This is a genomic window from Nonomuraea sp. NPDC048881 (assembly GCF_040649795.1).
GTDB lineage: Bacteria > Actinomycetota > Actinomycetes > Streptosporangiales > Streptosporangiaceae > Nonomuraea.
The window spans coordinates 784,666-803,278 of sequence record NZ_JBEZGC010000003.1 but is presented as its reverse complement, the minus strand read 5'-3'; the positions used below and the strand labels follow the sequence as shown (position 1 = coordinate 803,278).

At 70.9% G+C, this 18,613-nt stretch carries 17 protein-coding genes; 6 read left to right on the top strand and 11 right to left on the bottom strand.

The genetic code is table 11. The features are described 5' to 3' along the window. Window positions 1–181 precede the first annotated feature (181 nt). A complete protein-coding gene (locus AB0C33_RS14670) occupies window positions 182–619 on the bottom strand; it encodes a hypothetical protein (protein WP_358287303.1) in 438 nt (145 codons plus the stop codon). Window positions 620–880: 261 nt separating this feature from the next. Here AB0C33_RS14670 and AB0C33_RS14665 point away from each other — a divergent pair, with 261 nt between their 5' ends. Then, window positions 881–4,204 carry a BTAD domain-containing putative transcriptional regulator gene (locus tag AB0C33_RS14665; protein ID WP_358287301.1) on the top strand — a complete coding sequence of 1,108 codons (3,324 nt, stop codon included), beginning with the start codon at window positions 881–883 and terminating at the stop codon, window positions 4,202–4,204. Between the two features lie 6 nt (window positions 4,205–4,210). Here the strand turns inward: AB0C33_RS14665 and AB0C33_RS14660 are convergent, their stop codons facing one another. The 3 genes from AB0C33_RS14660 to AB0C33_RS14650 all read right to left on the bottom strand — a co-directional run bounded on the left by AB0C33_RS14660 (window position 4,211) and on the right by AB0C33_RS14650 (window position 7,749). After that, window positions 4,211–5,200 (bottom strand): hypothetical protein, encoded by a 990-nt coding sequence (locus AB0C33_RS14660; RefSeq protein WP_358287300.1) that lies wholly within the window; start codon window positions 5,198–5,200, stop codon window positions 4,211–4,213. Then, window positions 5,200–6,594, bottom strand: coding sequence for an AMP-binding protein (locus AB0C33_RS14655; RefSeq protein WP_358287298.1), 1,395 nt, complete (start codon window positions 6,592–6,594; stop codon window positions 5,200–5,202). Before AB0C33_RS14655 ends, AB0C33_RS14660 begins: the two co-directional genes overlap by 1 nt. Before the next feature lie 537 nt (window positions 6,595–7,131). Continuing rightward, window positions 7,132–7,749: a TetR/AcrR family transcriptional regulator C-terminal domain-containing protein gene (locus AB0C33_RS14650; protein WP_358287296.1), complete on the bottom strand. Its 618-nt coding sequence runs from the start codon at window positions 7,747–7,749 to the stop codon at window positions 7,132–7,134. Between the two features lie 347 nt (window positions 7,750–8,096). On the opposite strand from AB0C33_RS14650, the gene AB0C33_RS14645 reads away from it, so the two are divergent. Further along, complete coding sequence (locus AB0C33_RS14645; RefSeq protein ID WP_358287294.1) at window positions 8,097–8,573, top strand: DUF6326 family protein; 477 nt, start codon at window positions 8,097–8,099, stop codon at window positions 8,571–8,573. A gap of 294 nt (window positions 8,574–8,867) precedes the next feature. On the opposite strand, the gene AB0C33_RS14640 is transcribed toward AB0C33_RS14645, so the two are convergent. Then, the gene (locus AB0C33_RS14640; protein WP_358287292.1) at window positions 8,868–9,770 is read right to left on the bottom strand and encodes a LysR family transcriptional regulator; all 903 of its coding nucleotides are present in this window, start codon (window positions 9,768–9,770) and stop codon (window positions 8,868–8,870) included. Window positions 9,771–9,958: 188 nt separating this feature from the next. Here AB0C33_RS14640 and AB0C33_RS14635 point away from each other — a divergent pair, with 188 nt between their 5' ends. Next, entirely contained in the window at window positions 9,959–10,264 is a 306-nt protein-coding gene (locus AB0C33_RS14635; RefSeq protein ID WP_358287290.1) for a DUF1330 domain-containing protein, read from the top strand. 592 nt (window positions 10,265–10,856) lie between these two features. Here the strand turns inward: AB0C33_RS14635 and AB0C33_RS14630 are convergent. The 4 genes from AB0C33_RS14630 to AB0C33_RS14615 all read right to left on the bottom strand — a co-directional run bounded on the left by AB0C33_RS14630 (window position 10,857) and on the right by AB0C33_RS14615 (window position 14,370). Then, window positions 10,857–11,156 (bottom strand): hypothetical protein, encoded by a 300-nt coding sequence (locus tag AB0C33_RS14630; protein WP_358287288.1) that lies wholly within the window; start codon window positions 11,154–11,156, stop codon window positions 10,857–10,859. Between the two features lie 331 nt (window positions 11,157–11,487). After that, window positions 11,488–11,937 (bottom strand): hypothetical protein, encoded by a 450-nt coding sequence (locus AB0C33_RS14625; protein ID WP_358287286.1) that lies wholly within the window; start codon window positions 11,935–11,937, stop codon window positions 11,488–11,490. A gap of 709 nt (window positions 11,938–12,646) precedes the next feature. Continuing rightward, window positions 12,647–13,636 (bottom strand): NADP-dependent oxidoreductase, encoded by a 990-nt coding sequence (locus AB0C33_RS14620; RefSeq protein WP_358287284.1) that lies wholly within the window; start codon window positions 13,634–13,636, stop codon window positions 12,647–12,649. Next, the gene (locus tag AB0C33_RS14615; protein ID WP_358287282.1) at window positions 13,633–14,370 is read right to left on the bottom strand and encodes an SDR family oxidoreductase; all 738 of its coding nucleotides are present in this window, start codon (window positions 14,368–14,370) and stop codon (window positions 13,633–13,635) included. The genes AB0C33_RS14620 and AB0C33_RS14615 overlap by 4 nt, the downstream gene beginning before the upstream one ends. A 93-nt stretch (window positions 14,371–14,463) precedes the next feature. Between AB0C33_RS14615 and AB0C33_RS14610 the strand changes: the two genes are divergently transcribed. Continuing rightward, window positions 14,464–15,315 (top strand): LysR family transcriptional regulator, encoded by an 852-nt coding sequence (locus tag AB0C33_RS14610; RefSeq protein WP_358287280.1) that lies wholly within the window; start codon window positions 14,464–14,466, stop codon window positions 15,313–15,315. Window positions 15,316–15,555: 240 nt separating this feature from the next. On the opposite strand, the gene AB0C33_RS14605 is transcribed toward AB0C33_RS14610, so the two are convergent. Next, complete coding sequence (locus AB0C33_RS14605; protein WP_358287278.1) at window positions 15,556–16,383, bottom strand: SDR family oxidoreductase; 828 nt, start codon at window positions 16,381–16,383, stop codon at window positions 15,556–15,558. A 57-nt stretch (window positions 16,384–16,440) separates the two neighbouring features. Here AB0C33_RS14605 and AB0C33_RS14600 point away from each other — a divergent pair, with 57 nt between their 5' ends. Next, window positions 16,441–16,923, top strand: a complete 483-nt coding sequence (locus tag AB0C33_RS14600; RefSeq protein WP_358287276.1) for a MarR family transcriptional regulator — start codon at window positions 16,441–16,443, stop codon at window positions 16,921–16,923. Window positions 16,924–16,954: 31 nt separating this feature from the next. On the opposite strand, the gene AB0C33_RS14595 is transcribed toward AB0C33_RS14600, so the two are convergent. Continuing rightward, window positions 16,955–17,683 (bottom strand): TetR/AcrR family transcriptional regulator, encoded by a 729-nt coding sequence (locus AB0C33_RS14595; protein ID WP_358287275.1) that lies wholly within the window; start codon window positions 17,681–17,683, stop codon window positions 16,955–16,957. A gap of 85 nt (window positions 17,684–17,768) precedes the next feature. Between AB0C33_RS14595 and AB0C33_RS14590 the strand changes: the two genes are divergently transcribed. Continuing rightward, entirely contained in the window at window positions 17,769–18,596 is an 828-nt protein-coding gene (locus tag AB0C33_RS14590) for an alpha/beta hydrolase (RefSeq protein WP_358287273.1), read from the top strand. The last annotated feature ends 17 nt before the right edge of the window (window positions 18,597–18,613 follow it).

Here is an 18,613-nt window from a genome sequence, read left to right as displayed (position 1 = left end):
GATTGATCACCTGTGAGGTGAATCGCCTCCCCGCGCGAGCCAGTAGTGGTTTGTTAGGTCTGTCGGTGGCTGTTGCGGCGTGACGGTTTCAGCCTTCGATGGCAAGGTGGGGCATGCGCCGGCCCAGGCCGTGAGCAGCAGTGGCTACCCGCATCGCACAGCCGCCCTACGACACGCCAACCTAGAAAGCACTACTGAGGCTCCGCCCTTGTCTCAGCGCCGCCGCCTGGAACTTCTCCGACGTGCGCTCAGCGACGAGAGGCCGGCCCTTCCCATCCGGGTCTCGGCCTGGCTCATGCTCCTCTTCGCTCAGCCGATCACACGGGTCGTTCGCCGCACGCTCGACGACCTCGTCTCGCTCGACGGCGAACTCCACGTGCGACTTGGAGACCCGCCCATGCCAGTCCCCGAGCCCTTCGCAAGCCTCCTGCTCCAACTGGCCGACGAACGGCCCCATCTGAACACCGCCACCAACCCCGCCGCCCGCTGGCTCTTTCCCGGCCGCCGAGCTGACCAACCCGCCAACTCCGGCACCCTCCGCGAACACCCACGCCTCGCCGGATTCCACACCGGCACCGGTCATTGCCAGGGCCTTGCGCTTGCACGACAAGATCACCATGCGAGTCGCCGCTGACGCAGGTGGCACCTGCAACCGCTACGCCCCGAATGACCACGCACAGTGAACACCGGCAGCCCGACTGGCTTGAACACAGACCATTTGATCAACGACTCCTGCCAACCCCGGGGCCGATCACGGCTACTGGCGCCCGACACCGGCCATCGCTGACCGGCCGGCTTGCCGCGTTTGTCAAATGGGTGTCACCAGAGGTGTACTGCCTTCCGGAAAGCTGATCATCCGATCACGCACGAGGGAGGACCGGTGGACTTCGCGATCCTGGGCACCATTCGCCTCAATGGTCCCGGCGGCCGGATCCGTCTCAGCCGCAAGCAGCGGGCCGTGATCGCGGTCCTGCTGCTCCACCCGAACGCGACCGTTTCCACCGAACGCCTGATCGGCGCCCTCTGGGACGACCCGCCCCGCTCGGCACTGTCCAACGTCCAGACCTACGTCCATCAGCTCCGCCGCTCCCTGGAGGGCAGCGGCCTGTGGCTGGGGACCGAGGGGTCGGGGTACGCCTGCGAGGTCCCGCCGGAGCGTCTGGACCTGCTGGTGTTCGAGGAGGGCGTACGCCGGGCGCGCAGGGAACGGGCGAACGGCGACCTGGTGGCGGCCGAGCGGCAGTACGCGGCCGCGGTCGCGTTGTGGCGCGGAACCCCGGCCGAGGACGTACCGCTCAGCGGGGCCGTGGCGCCGCGGATCACCGAGCTGGAGGAGCAGCTGGCGGTGGCCAGATCGGAGTGGATCGACGTACGGCTCGCGCTCGGCCACGACGGCCTCGCCGCCGAACTGCGTACCCTCGTCGCCGCCCACCCGCTGCGTGAGCGGTTGCGCGAGCAGCTCGTGGTCGCCCTGCACCGCAGCGGGCGGCGGGACGAGGCCCTCGACGCCTTCCGCGAGGCGCGTGAGCTGCTGGTGGCCGAGCTGGGCATCGAGCCGGGCCCGGAACTGCGCCGCCTGCACGCCGCGCTGCTCTCCGGCGACGCCGATCGCCGTTCGCCGCTGCTCCCCGGCGAGACCGATCACCGCTCGCCACCGGCCGGAGAGACCGGGCGCCACTCGCCGCCACCGAAGTCGAAAGGAGAGGGCGGCCGTCATTCGCCGCCGCCGACCGCGGACGCCGACCGGCACGGCACGCCGCCTTCCGCGGACGCCGACCGGCACGGCACGCCGCCTTTCGCGGACGTCGAAGCAAGCGCGCGGCCGATGGCGTTCCGGGGGCTGTGCCAGTTACCCGGCGACACCGCGGACTTCGTCGGGCGTGCGGGAGAGATCGCCGAGCTGCTGGGGCTGCTGCGGGCGGGCGCGGATCGACTCGGTCCGCCCATCGTGGTCGTGTCCGGTCTGCCCGGCGTGGGCAAGACCACGCTCGCCGTACGACTGGCGCACCTGTTGCGAGCCGATTATCCCGACGGGCAGCTCTTCGTCCGGCTCGGACGGGACGCGCGCGGCCCCCGGGAGCCCGGCGAGCTGCTGGACGTGCTGCTGCGCTCGCTCGGCCTCGACGGCGCGCTCATCCCCGTCCCGGTCGAGGAACGCGCGGGACTGCTGCGTCAGCGGCTGGCCGACCGGGCGGTGCTCCTCGTGCTGGACGACGCCGTCGAGGAGGATCAGCTCCGCCACCTGCTGCCAGGCACCGCACGCGGCGCCGTCCTGGTGACCTCCCGCTCTCCGCTGCCCGCCCTGGAAGGTGCCGTACGGCTCACGCTCGACCTCCCTGACGAGAAGGACGCCAGGCTCCTGCTGGAACGCGTGGCGGGCCCGGACCGCATCGGTTCGGCGCCCGGCGCGGCCGAGCAGATCCTGCGTTCCTGCGGCCGGTTGCCGCTGGCCATCCGGGTCGCGGGAGCCCGCCTGGCCACCCGGCCGGTCTGGCCGGTCAGCGAGTTCGCCACCCGGCTGGCCGGACGGGGCCTGGACGAGCTGGTCGTCGGCGGGCTGGACGTGCGCGCGACGTTCGAGCCGAGCTACGCGGCGCTGCCGGACCCGGCCAGGCGGGTGTTCCGGCTGCTGGGCCTGGCCGGGCTGGACAGCGTGGCGGAGTGGTCGGTCGCGGCCCTCCTCAGACCACCCGCCACGGAAACGGCCGCGGCGCCCGCCAGCACGCCTGCCTCGGACGGGGACGCGGGCAAGCCGGGGCCGGCCCCGCTGGAGGCGGATGCGGACAAGCTGGGGGCGACCCCGCCGGCGGCGGATGCGGACAAGCTGGGGGCGACCCCGCCGGCGGCGGATGCGGACAAGCTCGCGCTGGAGGCCGATGCGGCGCTGGAGACGCTGGTCGCGCGGGGCATGCTCACCTCGACCGAGGTGGACGGGGCCGGACAGCCCCGCTACCGGCTGCACGACCTGCTGCGGGTGTACGCGCGGGAACGGGCGCAGGCGGAGGAGACCCCCGAGGGGCGGCGTGCGGCGCTCACCTGGCACGTGCTGGAATGCCTGCGGCGTACCCGGGCCGCCACGCGCCGCCTGCCGATCCTGCTCGCCCCGCCATACGAACGGGAGCCGGAGGAGGGACCGGCGCCCGACGTACGGGTGAGCGAGATGTGGCTGGCGGCCGAGCGGCGTACGCTGATGCTCGCCCTCAGCACCGCCGCCGAGCTGGGCCTGAACGACGTGGCGGCCGAGCTGGGGCACCACCTCACCAGCTATTTGATCATGGATCGGTTCCTGGCCGACGCCGAGCGGGTCCAGCGGATCGTGATCGGGCTGGGCGATGAGCGCGCCGCGCTGCGGGCCCGGCTGCTGCTGGCCACGGTGGAGATCGAATGGGGTCGGTTCCCATCGGCCGAGACCATGTGCGGCGTGCTTCTGGCGGAGTTCGGCCGCGCCGGCGACAGGCATGGAGCGGCGTACGCGCTGATCGTCAGGGCAGCCGCGCGGCACGGCATGGGCCGTCTGGACGAGGCGCTGGCCGACGCGTACGCCTGCCTCGACCTGATGGCGGCTCACGGCGACGCCGCCGGGCTGGCGTACGCGTGGACCTGGCCTGTCTGGATCCACGTCGAGCGCGGTGAGCACGGGCGGGCCGTGGAGATCGCCAGAGCGCGGCTGGAGGTGACCGACAAGGACGACTACGCCATCCGCGGCAACCTGCTGCGCGGCCTCGGCACCGCCCTCCACCAGCGGGGCGAGACGGCGGAGGCCGTCGTCCGCTACCGGGAGGGCCTGCTGGCGGCGCAGGCGCTCGGCGATCGCGCCGAGACGAGCAAGGCGCTGCGCCGGCTGGGGGAGGCACTGGGTGCGCTGGGCCGCTTCGACGAGGCGGCCGAGACACTGGCGGCGAGCCTGCGGCTGTTCGTGGTGAGCGGCGACACCCTGGGCGAGGCGCTGGCCGGGCACACGCTCGGCGTCGTGCGCCTGCGCCAGGGCGAGCCCCGCCGGGCGGTGGCGGACCTGCGGGCCGCGCTGGAACGGCTCGGCGGCGACGGTCCTCCGGTGTGGCGAGCCCGCGTCCTCCGGGAGCTGGGCCGGGCCTACGCCCTGCTGGGGCGGCACGAGGAGGCCGCGGCGGCGTGGCGCGGCTCCCTCGTCCTGTTCGGCGACGCGGCGGAGGGGCGGGAGGTGGCCGCGTTCCTGGCGCCCTGACCGACGCTATTCGCCGAGCCGCCACACGACCGGCACGCCCTGCGTTCCCGCCAGCCTGGCCTCCTTGCGCGCCAGCCCCGGTGTGGCGCCCTCGGCGACCAGCACGCCCTCGGGCGACAGGGCGGCCCACATCCCGGCGGGCGCGTCGGCCACCTCCAGCGCCCGGTTCACCTCCAGCGCCCGGTTCACCTCCGGCCGGGCCGGAGCGGGCGTCCGGCGGGCCCGCCACCGCCGCCAGTACAGCCACTGCGCGACGATCAACGGCCCGAGCACGGTCAACAGCGGCAGCAGCCGGCCATGGGACAGGACGAAGGCGATGGACAGAGCCAGCAGGACGGCCTCCAGGCCGGCGGCACACCACGCGGCCGCCTTCCCGTACGCCCGCAGCGCCACCACCGGCCAGATCGACAACATCAGGCAGTCGCCGAGCCCGATGAGGGCGGGATCGTCGCCATGGGAGGAGGCCAGCACGGGCGCGAACGGCAGCCCCTGCATCCGCTGGACGAAGTCGGCGGTGAGCGACGTCAGCCCGGTGGCCAGCGTGTCGTACAGGGTGAGGGCGGCGGCCAGCGCGGCCACCTGCGCGGGCGTGATCGCCGCCTGCACCCACATGTTCACCACGCCGACGACGAGCAGGATCAGCAGTGCGTCGTTGATCACAAGGAGCGCAGCCGGCCATCCCAGCGCGAAGGCGGTGACGTCGGCGGCGCACAGGAGCAGGGCGGCGATCATGCCCCACCGGCCGCCCAGCACGGGGGCGAGGGTGAGCTGGGTCAACGTCAGGACCACGAGCCCGAAGATCGACACGACGACGCCCGTGGGCAGGTGCAGGTACGCGAACGGCATCACGACCAGCGTCACCACCATGACCGCGATGTCCGCGCCCACCATCCGGCCGACCGGCGGTCTGGGCATGACGTAACGGCGCAGGTACGCGGCGGTGAGCGCGACGGCCGCAGCGACGAGGGCGTACAGGGCGAGCACGTACGGGGTCATCACAGTCCTCGCTCGAAGCTGATCTCCAGCAGGTCCGTGCGCAGCCGGCAGGGCGCGGGCAGGTCCTCGGCGGTCTCGACCAGAACGATGCCGGTCAGGGGCAGCCCGTGGGCGCGCTCCTCCAGCCGGCCGAGCAGGCCCTGCTCGGCCTTGCCCGCGACGACGTACAGGACGGTGTCCTCCAGGGCGTACCGGGTGGGCAGCGGCAGCGCGTGCTCGGCCTGCAGCAGGTCCAGCACGTCACGCGTGGTCAGCCCGCCGGGCGACCTGCGGCCGAGCACCCGCGAGGTGGCGGGCAGGGCGGCGAGGGCGCACGTCGGGGCCTCGGCCAGAACCTGGACGAGGTCGCCGGTGACGTACCTGAGCAGGAGCGTGGTGTCGCGAAACGCGGAGTACGGCGTCACGACGATCGTGCCGACCTCGCCGGGAGCGGCGGGGGCCAGGGTCTCGGGGGCGAGTATCTCGACCAGGCCCTGGTCGGCGGACAGGTGCAGATGACCGTCGGGGCAGACACGGCCGGACACCGGGGCGATCTCGGTCATGCCGTACCCGTCGCGGACCTCGGCCCCGAACGCGTGCTCCGCCCGCTCGCGCAGCGCGTCGGTGAGGACCTCGCCGCCGGACCAGATGGTGGTCAGCGCGAAGTCGGCGGCCCGCCAGCCGCCCCGCTCGGCCTCCTGCACGAGCGCCGCGAGGTGGGAGGCCGGCACGTTGAGGTGGGACATCTGCGCGCGCTTGCCCGGTACGTGCAGCGGAGTGGCCAGCCGGTCGAGCGTGGCGGCCGGGTCGATGGTGCCCAGGTGGGCGAACACGGCCCCGGTACAGGTGACGGCCCGTTCGGTGAGGATCTGCGCGACGGACCGCGAGCTGCTCGCGTTGGCCCACACGTCGTCCGTGCGCACGTTCCCGGACATCATGAGCGAGAGCGCCGACAGGCACGACAGCAGCTCGATCTCGTAGGCGGAGAACCACACCAGCGTGGGCGTGCCCGTCGTGCCCGTCGTGTGCGCGAGCACGGATGGCTTGGCCAGGTCGGAGACGAACGCCGCCGGCCTGCCGCGCAGGTCCGCCTTGGAGGTGGGTGCGATCGAGGACAGGGATTGCGGGGTGATCGAGGCCGGGTCCACGCCGTGTTCCGCGAACCAGCGCCGGTAGTAGGGGCTCTCCGCCGCCGCGTGGGCCACCGTGCGCCGCAGCCGCCGCCGGGTGAGGTCCTCCTGGAGCTCGGGGTCGTTGCCCGCGATCAGGTCGTCGGCGCCCTCGCCGGGCGAGCCGAACGTCTCCAGCGTCTCGCGCATGTCGTCGACCAGCGTGTAGACGTCCCGCAGCCGGAACCTGCGCCCCGACATCATCGACCAGGCGTAGCCGAGCTGGCGTACCGCGGTGCCGAACACTCCGCTTTCCTCCCGTCGTGGTGTCCCCCGGGAGAGAGCTCCCGGGGAATCACTCGCTGTTCGTCAGACCTGCAGCCCGAAGATGGCGCTGGACAGGGTGCTGACGGCGTACTTCGCGTAACGACGGGCGGTCTTGACCATGACGAACTCCCAGTTCCTCAGGGGGCGCACCGATCGCGCCCTCTGCGATCAAGAGTGGGAGCCGCTGCCAGAGACCCCCTACACAGTCGCTACAAGGTCATTACAAACAGCTGGTCGCGGCCCTGTCCGCGCTACAACGCCCGCGGCCTACACCTGTCGGCGGGGATGCGTTCGACGATGTCCAAGGCGATCCCCAGGCCGGCGCCATGAGCGACGACCGTGTTCCCGTGGGCTGAGGCCGCGAGCACGACGACCGCGCGCACGTCTACGGCCACTTGTCGGTGCCGCCGTCGCGCCCTTGGGCCCGCTGGCCGAGGGGTGCGCGGCCTTCCACGCCGCGAGGACTGGTAACACTACAAATCCACACGATCACAAGACGACATCACGGATGGAGGCTCATGTAGGCACTCTCAGGGGCTCCAGGGCGGCCAGGACGAGGTCGAGGCCGAAGGTGAACTCCTCCGCCGGGTCGTAGCCGGCAGCGGCGAGCACCGCGGCGGACTCGTTGAGGTAGGGGAACTCGTCAGGAGGAAGCTGGGGCAGGAAGACGTCCTCGGTCATGTCCGCGAACTCATCGGCGGTGTCGAACGGCAGGCTGGCTTCCTGCAGGGCGAAACCGTAGACATAGCTGTCAAGCAACCAGTTGGCGTGCGTCGCCATCAAGACCGGGAAGCCGGCCCTCCGCAGGCAGGCGGTGACCGCTTCGCGGTGGCGGAGGTTCGCGGGCCCCGGCGATGTCCGCGACTCCATCAGGCTGATCGCCCACGGGTGACGTGCGAGAACCTGCCGGGCGGATACCGCCCGCCGTCGCATCGCGGACTGCCAGTCGGTCTCTTCGGGCGGGAGCTCGATCTCCTCGAACACGACGTCGATCATGGCGTCCAGCAACTCTTCCTTGTTCGCCACGTAGTAGTAAAGCGACATCGCGCCCGCGCCGAGCGCGCCGGCCAGCCGGCGCATGCTCAGCCCGTCGACCCCCTCGCGGTCGGCGAGCCGGACCGCCTCGACCACCACCCGTTGCCTGCTCAGCGCCGCGTCTGACGCCACCGGGCGTTGTTCCTTCGCAGACACGGGTCTCCTCTCGCTCGCTCGAACGGCTTGACAATCGTCCAGCGCACGGTCATGGTACAGCGTACTACCCGTAGTACGCTGTACGACGTACGGTGTACGAACCGGCCGCGACGACGACGATGCGGGCCGCCGACCAGCACCGTTACGGCCTGCCCTAAGCGCTCGAGTCGTCCGAGGTCCGGGCTACCGCTGCCCGGTCGAGGCCGATGTGCTCGTCCAGGTGGGCGCGGCCTCGATACATCCCTGCCGCCAGTTCGGTGGAGGGACCGCTCCTCTCGAAAGAAGAACCGATGACCACCCGAACGAAAACCCCGAACCTGCTCGACGACCGGCCGGTCCCCGTGCACGCCAAGCTCGCCGCCGCATGGACCAGCTTCATGTTCCTCTACATCTACGTCGACTACTTCCACCTGCACAAGCCCGGCGTCATCGACAACCTCCGTGCCGGCGTCGTCTTCGAGTTCGACGTCAGCCCGACGTTGTTGACCATGATGCTCGCGTCCGTGGCGATCCCGGCCCTGATGGTGATGCTCTCCATGACGCTGCCCGCCCGGGTGAACCGCGCCACGAACCTCGTCGTCGCATCGCTCTACATCCCCTACTCGGTGTTCAACGCGGTAGGGGAGTCCTGGGACTGGGCCCCCTTCTACGGCCTCTCCATCGGGATCGAAGTGCTGCTCCTGGGCTTCATCGTGCGCTCCGCCTGGACATGGCCTCGAACCCCCGCCGTCCCGGCCGGTCCCGCGATGACCGACCTTCGACAGTAGGTGTCCGTGTAGAGCCCTACGGCGTGAAGCCCGCCACCGCAGACACCGGGCTGACCCCGCGCCCGTAGGCCGGACGGCGGCTGACCGACCAGCAGACTTCATCCATCAGGTGGACCAATGGAACAGTGGTTGGCGTTGAGCATTGACCGACGTCATGGACGCCGTTGACGGCGGGCGTTTCCGCCGGCTACCCGTGATGGTCCGGTTCGGCGTCGGCGAGGGCACGGTATCCGGCGGGCGCAAGGTCTTCGGCCTCGCCAGCGCAGGCGTCCGTCTCGTTTGGCCTCTTGCGCGTCAGTCCGACAGCCAGTGCAGCTCGTGCGCCACGGTTTTTGCGACGGCGCGGATGCGGCGGTGAAGCGGCGACTGCTCGCGTGGGAGGATCAGGTGGATCGTCAGGCTGGGCGCGCCGCGCAGCGGTCGCCAGGTGAGACCGGCCGGTTGTGTCGTGACCGCGGCTTCTCCGGCCGGGGCGAGGGTGACCCCGTCGCGCAGGTCGCGTTGAGACATGTCGAAGGAGACTGCGGGCGTGTGGAATCGCGGGTGTGGTCGGGCGTCTCGGAACAGTGCGGACAGCTGATCGTGGATCACGGGGTTGGCCGCAGGGTCCGGGAGTCGCAGTGGATACGCGGCCGCGTCGGCGATCTCGATCTCCGGGTGTTCGGCCAGCGGATGGTGCTGCGCCAGCTGGACCCCGACGCGCATACGCCGCAGCAGGAACCGGCGCACGCCACGGCCCGGCTGTTCACCGCGGGTGATCCCGGCATCGATGCGGCCGTCGGCGACCGCGGGGGAGATCTCCGGTGTCGCCATCGGGACCGCGCTGACCTCAAGTCCGCTGTTGCCGCGAATCAGCCTGTCCACCAGGGCCGGTACCGTCTCGGCCCCGGCGCTGAGGCTGTAACCGATGCGCAGCGTGCCCAGTTCGCCGGCCGCCGCGCTCCGGGCGGTGTCCCATGCCCGGTCCAGCGCCGCCAGCGCGGGCGGCGCGGACTCCGCCAAGGCCGCACCGGCCGTGGTCAACACGACGCTACGCGTGCTGCGGACCAGCAGGGCCGTGCCGAGTTCCGCCTCCAATCGGCGCATCCGGGCGCTGAGTGCGGGCTGTGCGATACCGATCCGTGCGGCCGCGCGGGTGAAGTTCAACTCCTGCGCCAGCACCAGGAAGTACCGCAGGCTCACCGTGTCCGGCGCCACGTGCCCTCCCTGCCGATTGATAACGATCCGTTCTGAGTCTAACCAGAATCGGTCTTTCCCTCGGCCGTACATCGAGCCCTAACCTGCGCATATGACGATTCAACCGGCCACAGCACCCGTCGCCGGGATCGATCGATTTGAGTGTCAATTCGAAGTCGGACGTGTCCGGCCGAACACAGGAGGTTTCCATGGCTAAGGGCTACTGGGTCAGTGTCTACCCCGCCATTTCCGATCCTGAGGCCCTGACTGCCTACGACAAGCTGGCCGGTCCGGCTGTCCAGGCTGGGGGCGGGCGCAACCTGGCCCTCCTCCCGTCCCGTGGCGGTCGAGTCGTCGCCCACGAGGCCGGAATCACGCAACGTGTCGTTCTGATCGAGTTCGACAGCTTTGAACAGGCCGTCGCGGCATACGAGAGCGAGGCTTACCAGAAGGCGCTGGTGTCATTCCCCGACGGCGTCCAGCGCGACTTCCGCATCATCGAAGGCATCGACTGACAGTGAGGTTCGCCGGGGGTGGACCCAGTGCCGGCGGGCGAGCTGTCGGCGCTGGCTCGCTACGGGCCGGTCTCCAAGGCGCCGACGTTGCGGGATCTGGAAAGCGATCGGCAGGCGGCCACGCTGGCCACCGTGCGGCGTCTGGAGACCTCTTCGGTCGCTGATGGCCTGGTCGTGCTGGACGTGCTGATCACGTCGAATCTGCTGGCCCGGGCCGAGCGGGGCGGGCTCGGCAGCGGGCTGAGCTGGTCAAGCGCCGGCGGTGGTCAGCTCAGCGCCCAGGAGGCGAAGACGTTCGTGACCCTCTCCCGGGGGCAGGAACTGCCTGAGCCCCCGCACCCCGGCTCCTCGAAGAAGCCGATGAGACCCGGCCGCCGCCGGCCGGCAGCGCCTGCGATCCCCAGCAGCCAACAGCCCTCAGCAGCCCCCGGCGATTGGCGGACTTCGCGGACAGGCCTCCACGCGCGCCCGCGATATCCGGCCACACCTGCACGGCATGCCCGGATGATCGCGGTGGCCGGCGGGTGTGTTTCCGGCTTCAGGTCAGCCCCTCCAGGTCTGGAGGGGCTGACCTCTTGGGGCTTGGCCGGAGTCAGACGGTGGTGGCCAGCCAGCCGATGGTTTCGCGGGTGTGGTGTCCGTCGCTCTTGGTGGCGCCGGCGAGGATCTCGTTGATGCGGATCCGGAAGCCCTGCGGCGTCACGTCCGCGATTCTGAGGCCGGGTGTCTCGGGTCCGTTGAAGGTCTGGACGAAGGGGATGACGATCACGCGTGACCCTGCGGGGAACGGGGTCGGGAACGTCACGTGGGTGAAGGTGGAGGTGTCGCCGCCGGTGGTGGCCACGGGGTGGGTGGAGTCCAGGTCGAGGACGCCGGTTTGGATCATGCTCATGCGGGGGCTCCTGGTGGTGGGAGTACGGCTCCGGGTTTCGCGCTATGTGATCAGAATCCCGATCCTCGCCACTGAACGTACACATTTGAACACTCTGAGTGATGTGTCGCGGCAGTGAGGAATGCCTGCCTCCGCAGGCTCACCCACGATGCAGTCGCCCTCGGCCAGGCAGTCCCGCCGGCCACAGCGGGCGACGACGACAGTTCCCCGCCGCCGGGCTCGGTCCGAGCGTTCGGAGGGAAGTCCGACGCTTCCCGCCGCGATGACATGGCGGGAACGTTCGCCGCCGGGCAGTACGGCCCCCAGCCGTTTCGCCTGCGGGTGTAGGCGCTCAGACCGCGCTCACCCAGTGCGCCATGATTCCGGTGCGCCCGTCGCCACCACTCTCGATGACCGCCTCGCCGGTCCCGATGCGGTAGGCGTGAAGTGTCACGACGTCTCCGGCGGCGAAGGTCTGCAGGAGCGTCTGCCCGGCGGTGGCTCGCAGTGTTGCATTGACACCGGCCAGGCCGCTCTGTGCCTCACTGCCGGGAAGGAGCACGCCATTGATGAACAACGCTGTGTGGACATACAGATGCGGCGACACCACAGCCACCGCGTGGAGGGCGTGATAGGAGACCTCCCACACACCGGGGAAGGGGATCTGCAGGTCCGGAACCTCGGAGACCTTCTCGTGGACACGGTCGGCACCCCTGAGCGGGTGGCCGAAGGCCAGCGGGCCCGTCTGGAGCCATACTTTCGAGGCTCCCTGCTGGGGAGACGCGGTGTTGGGTGTTGTCATATCTGGCACACCTTCCGAATGAGGGCCTTCCGCCCTTCGCTGGGGACGAGCCGCTGAACAGGCGCGGGTCGTACTCGCATCGATGCGTCTCTTTGAGTATTCGTTCAACTCCGTTCTGTATTCGAGGGAGACTTTACTGTCCCTCTGGCCACATGCGCCCCACTACGGGTGCCCCACGGAACGGAGGGCTCTTTCTCGCCGGATCGTCTTCAAATCGCTCATGTAGCGCCAGTAGCCCGTCCGATCCTCCCCGGAGGTCGGCGAAGGCGTTGGGACGCCTCCACGAGAGCGCCACCATCGATGCAGGTGCGGCTGACCAGCACGGTGCGTCGGGCGGCGGAGAGGGAGCGTCTGGCGACGCCGCCCCGGTTGGATAACGCGTCGCGGACGCCGGCGAAGGCTTCACGGGTCCTGATCGAGGAGTTGGAATTGGTCGACGCGTGCCGGGCCGACCTGGACGTGGCCGTGTCGTGGCGGGCGGTGGAGACCGTCGCCTGCCACGAGGAGGTGCAGCAGGCACTGACCAGGTCGAGCAACTGGTTCCGCCGGACGGCGACGCGGCGGAAACGGCGATGCGGGGCTTGCTTCCGGATCTGCCGAACGTGTCGCCCGGGTTGTCGCGGCCAATCAGGGGGCAACCGGACAGTCCCGACGGTGATCCGCCTGCGGTTGAGCAGAGCCTTGAGCGGGCTGCGTCGCATGGTGCCGGTCAGGGGCTGAGCACGATCTTGCCGTGGGTGTGTCGGCGTTCGAGTTCGGTGTAGGCCTGGCGGACCTGCGTCAGCGGGTAGACGTTGGCGATCGGGACTTCGAGGTGCCCGTCGGCGATCAGGGCGGCCAGTTCGGCGAGTACCTCAGCGCCCGGCCTGCCGTTGGTTCCGGGTTCGGTCTTGACCCCATACCTCGCGGCCGCCGCGAAATCGGCGATGGTGTCGATCCGCTCGGCGGCGACGCCGAGGACAAGGGCCATTTCGACGTACCCGTCGCCGTAGGCGTCGATGAAGGCGTCGATGCCGCTCGGCGCGGCGGCCTTGATCCGGTCGATGACGCCGTCACCGTAGGCGACCGGGATCACATCGTGTGTTCGCAGCCACCCATGGTTGGGCTCGCTCGCCAGGCCGATGACCGTGGCTCCGGCGCGGCGCGCGAGCTGAACGGCGAGCGAGCCGACTCCTCCGGCTGCCGCGGAGACGACGATGGTCTCCCCGATGTCGAGTTGTACGGAATGCACTGCTCGCCACGCGGTCACCCCGGCGACGTACAGGCCGCCCGCCACCTCCCATGAGACGCTGTCCGGCTTGGGGGTGAGGTTGTCGACGTCGACCAGGACCAGCTCGGCCTGTGCTGCCCGCCGCTCGGAGAACCCGATCACCTCGTCGCCGATCGCGAATCGGTCGACTCCGGCGCCGACCTCGGCGACGATCCCGGCGAGGTCGCTGCCCTGCCCGGACGGAAAGGTCGAAGGAAAGATGTCGGCCATCGCGCCGGTGCGTATGGCCGCCTCACCGGGGTTGATGCCTGCGGCCTTGACCCGCACGAGGACCTGCCCGTTCCCGGGCACCGGCAGGTCGACCTCGTCGACCCGTAACACCTCGGTTCCACCGAACTCGTCGTATCTGACTGCCTTGGTCATTGTCTTGCTTCTCCTGTGGCGCGCGATGCGCGGCCGGCGTCGGGAGCGGGAAAGTGTGGCTGTCACCAGGGCACGCTTCCGGCGTCGTCGAAGAATCCGCCGGTCGGTCCGTCGTCGGGCAGGGTCGCGAGGTGAATCGCGATGGCCGCGCCCTGTTGTGGCGTGCGGACGCCTTGGAAGCCGTTGAGGTCGGTGGCGGTGAAGCCGGGGCAGCCGGAGTTGATCAGGATGTTGGTGCCGCTCAGTTCCTTGACGTATTGGACGGTGAGGGCGTTGAGGAAGGTCTTGGAGGCCAGGTAGGCGGCGGGAACCGGGCCCATGTCGATGCCCGGTGTGGTTTGCAGGGCGAGTGAGCCCACGCTGCTGGACATGTTGACGATCCGCGGTGCTGCCGAGTCGCGCAGCATCGGCAGCATCGCGTTGGTGACCCGGATGACGCCGATCACGTTGGTTTCCACGACGGCTCGCACGGTCGCGGGCTCGACCGTGGTCGGTGTCTGTGGCATTCCGCCGGTGATCGCGGCATTGTTGACCAGGACGTCGAGCCCTCCGGCATGGACGGCGATCAGCTCGGCCGCGGCGGCGACACTTTCGTCGTCGGTGACGTCGAGGGGCACGCCGAACGCATCGATCCCGGCCGCGCGCAGCTTCTCGACCGCGGTGTCGCGGCGATGTCTGTCCCTCGCGCCCACGCCGATTCGCCAGCCAAGGGCCCCCAAGCCGGCGGCGATCTCGTATCCGATTCCCTTGTTCGCGCCGGTCACCAGCGCGATCGTCCGTTCGCTCATGCCGTCGATCATGTTGCGGACTCGGGCGGGGCGTCCAAGACCGGTCAGGTGGACGGCGATACCGCACGGGTATCGGCCGTGGTCAGCGCTGGATACGATGAGCCGGTGGAGACGCGGGAGTTGCGATACTTCGTCGCCGTGGCCGAGGAGTTGCACTTCGGACGGGCGGCACAACGGCTCTCGATGGCGCAACCACCACTGTCGCGGGCGATCCAGCAGCTGGAACGGCGGCTCGGAGTCGTTCTGCTGCACCGCACCGCTCGCGCCGTCGCCCTGACCGAGGCCGGGTCGGTGCTGCTACGGGAAGCCCGGCTCGCGCTCGACGCGGTCGAAGCCGCCGAGCGCCGCACCCGCCGCGCCGCGGCTGACCAGCCCGGTGTGGTCCTGGCCACCAAGGCCGGAGCGTCCAGGGAACTGCTGGCGAAGCTTCTGCACGCCTACGCCGCTGAACCGGGATCAGTGCCCGTTGAGGTGATGCTGTGCGGGCCGGGCGAGCCGGAGGGTCTGCTGCGCACCGGGCGTACCGACGTCGCTCTGCTCCACCGGCCTTACGACACGACGGCCGGACTCGACACAGAGGATCTGCACACCGAACAGCAGGTCGTGGTCCTGCCCAAAGGGCATCCGCTCGCCAACCGGGCGTATCTGTCGTTGGCCGAGGTCAAGGCCCAGACGGACCTGCCCCTGCCGCGCTGGCCCGGACGGGATGGCGGCCATCCGGACGGCCCCGGCCCGCAGGTGCGCGACCATACCCAACTGTTCCAGCTGATCGCGCTCGGACTGGCCTGCGCCGTCGTCCCCGAGTCGCTCCGAGACCAGCTGCGCGACGACTACGCCATCGTGCCGGTGCTGGACGCGCCGGCCGTCACGACCGTCATCGCCTGGCCGCCACACAGCAGATCCAAAGCCGTCGCCGACCTCGTCCGCACCGCGACCCGCCTATGGGCGGCGGCCTAGTTCAAACGCCGCAATCCAAGCGGGTCCACGGATGATTCCCAGCGGCGGCGTTCCGGTTCGCTCCAGACATGGCCTCCGCCTCTCACGCAAGCGTTCGAGCGCGAGACTGCATGGAGCGAATGACGGCGACGTCGATGCCGATCTGCTCGGCGAACGCCCCGGTGTCCCAATATGAGCGCACCCGCGTGATCAGGCCTTCACGAGGGTGGCGTCCCGCGCGGGCGGGCCGTACTGCTTGCCTTAGCTGAACGCCGCGGCATTGCGGGCCGCCCAGTCGGCGTAGGTGTGGGGTGCGTCGCCGGTCAGTTCGCGCACGGCCGGTGACACGTCCGCGGCTCTGCCGACGAACGAGGCGAACAGCGTGAGCATCGAGTCCACGACCGGCGCGGGGGTATGCGCGATCATCTGCTCGCGCGCCTGCTCGGGAGACAGTTCCTCCAGACGCAGGTCGCGGCCCAGGACCTCGCCGAGGATCCGGACCCGGTCGGCCGTCGTCAGCGAGGCGGGCCCGCTCAGCTCGTACGCCTTGCCCGCGTGCCCGTCGTCGAGCAGCGTCCGCGCGGCCACCGCGGCGATGTCGCGTTCGTCGATCGGCGCGGTGGCGGCCTCGGCGAACGGAGCGCGCACCACGCCGCCGTTCTTGACGCCGGGCGCCCACCGCAGGTCGTTCGCCATGAACGCGCCGGGACGCAGGAACGTCCACGGCAGCCCCGACCCGGCCACGGCCCGCTCGTACTCGGCGTGGGCGCTGCCCAGCACGCCGGCCTGTTTCATGGTCACCGCCAGCGCGGACAGCAGCACCACGTGCCCGAGGCCGGCCCTCGCGGCCTCGCGCAGGAAGCCGTCCACCTGGCCGGCGGCCGGGAGCAGGAACGCGCGGTCCGCTCCCCGCAACGCGACCCGCAGGTCCTCTGTCTGCGACATGTCGGCCTTGACCACCTCCACGCCGTCGGGCAGCCCGGCCCGCTCGGGGTTGCGGCTGATCGCCCGGACCTGCTCGCCCGCCCCGAGCAGCAGATCCACCAGCTGACGTCCGACGTTCCCCGTGGCGCCTGTCACCAGAATCACGTCTACCTCACTTCGGATATCCGAACTGTTTGGATATGGGCACTGTAACCTGTGACCGTGACGGACCCCGTTTCGCCCCCGCGACTGCCACGCCCCGAGGAGGTCAGGGAAGCCCTCGGCTTCGTACCCCTGGTGGAGGCGTACTTCCGGCGGGCCCAGGCCGAGATGCCGGACCGGATGCGGGAGATCTTCCGCAACCACGGGCTCACCGGGAGGCACGGCGCGGTCATCCCGCAGCTGACCGTCGAGTCGTCCCTCAGCGTGAGCGAGCTGGCCGACAGGATGGGCGTGTCGCTGCCGACCGCGAGCGAGCTGGTGGGCGACCTCAGCCGGGCCGGCCTGGTCGAACGCCGGGAGGATCCGGCCGACCGCCGCCGCACCCTGGTGTCGCTGGCCCCTGACCATCGGGCCATGGTCGAGGGGTTCGTCGCCCTGCGGGCCGCGCCGCTGCTGCGCGTTCTGGACAACCTCTCGCCGTCGGACCGGCAGGGGTTCTTGGCGGGGCTGATCGCGTGGGCGCACGAGGTGCGCAACTGGTGACGCCCGGTACGCGACGGGACCGGGCCCGGCGCTATGACGTGGACGGGGTCGCGCAGCGGGTGGCGAGGCCGTCCAGGAGGCAGTCGAGGCCGAACGTGAAGCGGCGCTCGCTCTCGCGCTCGACGTCGATCTCGCCCGTGGCGGCCATCCGGCCGGCCAGCGTCGGGTGGCGTTCGGCGACCTGGCGCAGGTAATCGGCCGCCTGTTCGTCCCAGCCGGACCCGGTCCCGCTCATCCGGGCCAGCGTGTCGCGCCAGGCGACCTCCGCGATGACCGCGCCGACCACGTGGTCGTTGACGGCGGCCATGGCGGCGTCGAGGTCGGAGCCGGCGAACCCGGCGCTCTCCAGCAGGCGCAGCCCGGTCTCGGCCAGGGCGAGCGCGTTCGGGCCGAGGTTGGGCCGCACGGTCAGCTCGGACAGGGCCCACCGGTGGCGCAGCAGCATGGCGCGGTTGCTGCGGGCCAGCGCCGCCAGGCCGTCCCGCCAGCCGGACGTGCCGGGGCCGGCGCGCACCTCGCCCAGCACGCGGTCGAGGGCCAGCTCCAGCAGGTCGTCCTTGGTGTGGACGTACCAGTACAGCGACCCGGCGGTCACCCCCAGCTCCGTGGCGACGCGGCGCATCGACAGCCCGCGATGACCCTCGGCGTCGAGGACGGCGACCGCCACCTCGACGATCCGCTCGCGGGTGAGCTGACGGTCGCGCGGCGGCCGCTCGGGACGCAGCCACACAGACCCGCCGGAGGACTCTGACGACGGCACGCGATCACCCTACCCCCCTTGACGTCGCCTTCCATTCCCTTATACAACGTTCAAGACTATTAAACACTGTTCAAGGAGGAGTCGGATGCCGGCCCTGATGTTCCGCCCGAACGGCCCGCTGCCGGGCGATGTGCACGTGACCGCGCTCGGCCCCGAGTCCGGGCCGCCGGTGATCTTCGTGCACGGCTCCACGAGCTGGGGCGACGACCCGGTGTACGGGTTCGCGGCGCAACGCCCGCTGGCCGGCCGGTTCCGGTTGCTGCTGATGGACCGCCGCGGCTACGGCGGCAGCCCGGACGCCGGGGACAGGTTCCCCGGCGACTACCTGGCCGACGCCGACGACATCGCCGAACTCCTCGGCACGGGCGCGCACCTGGTCGGCCACTCCTACGGCGCCGTCGGAGCCATGATCGCGGCGGCGCGGCGGCCCGAGGCGGTGCGCTCGCTCACCTTGGTCGAGCCGGGCAGCTACCAGGCGGCCGCCGACCACCCCGCCGTGGCCGAGGCGCTGCGCGCCAACCGCGCCGCCTACGCCGACCTTCCCGACCTGACGCCCGAGGAGTGGCTGCGCGCCGCCGCCGGCTCGACCGGCATGCCCGAGCCCGGCACGGGCGAGCGGCGGTTGCGCGCGGCCGCCACGGCACTGCGCGAACGCGTCTGCTGGGAGGCGGGCCTCCCGCTGCCGGCGCTACGGGCGGCGTCCTTTCCCAAGCTGGTCGTCTCGGGCACCTGGGAGGGCGCGCCCGGGCCGTACCGGGAGCGCGGCGGCGTCCCCCTCATGGCCTGCGCACGGGTCACGGCCGAGCGGATCGGCGCCCGGCACGAGCAGGTGCCGGGCAGCGCCCACTACCCGCACGTCGAGGTGCCGGAGCGGCTGAACGCGCTGCTCACCGCCCTCTGGTCCGGCGCCTGACTGCCCCGGAAGGCGTC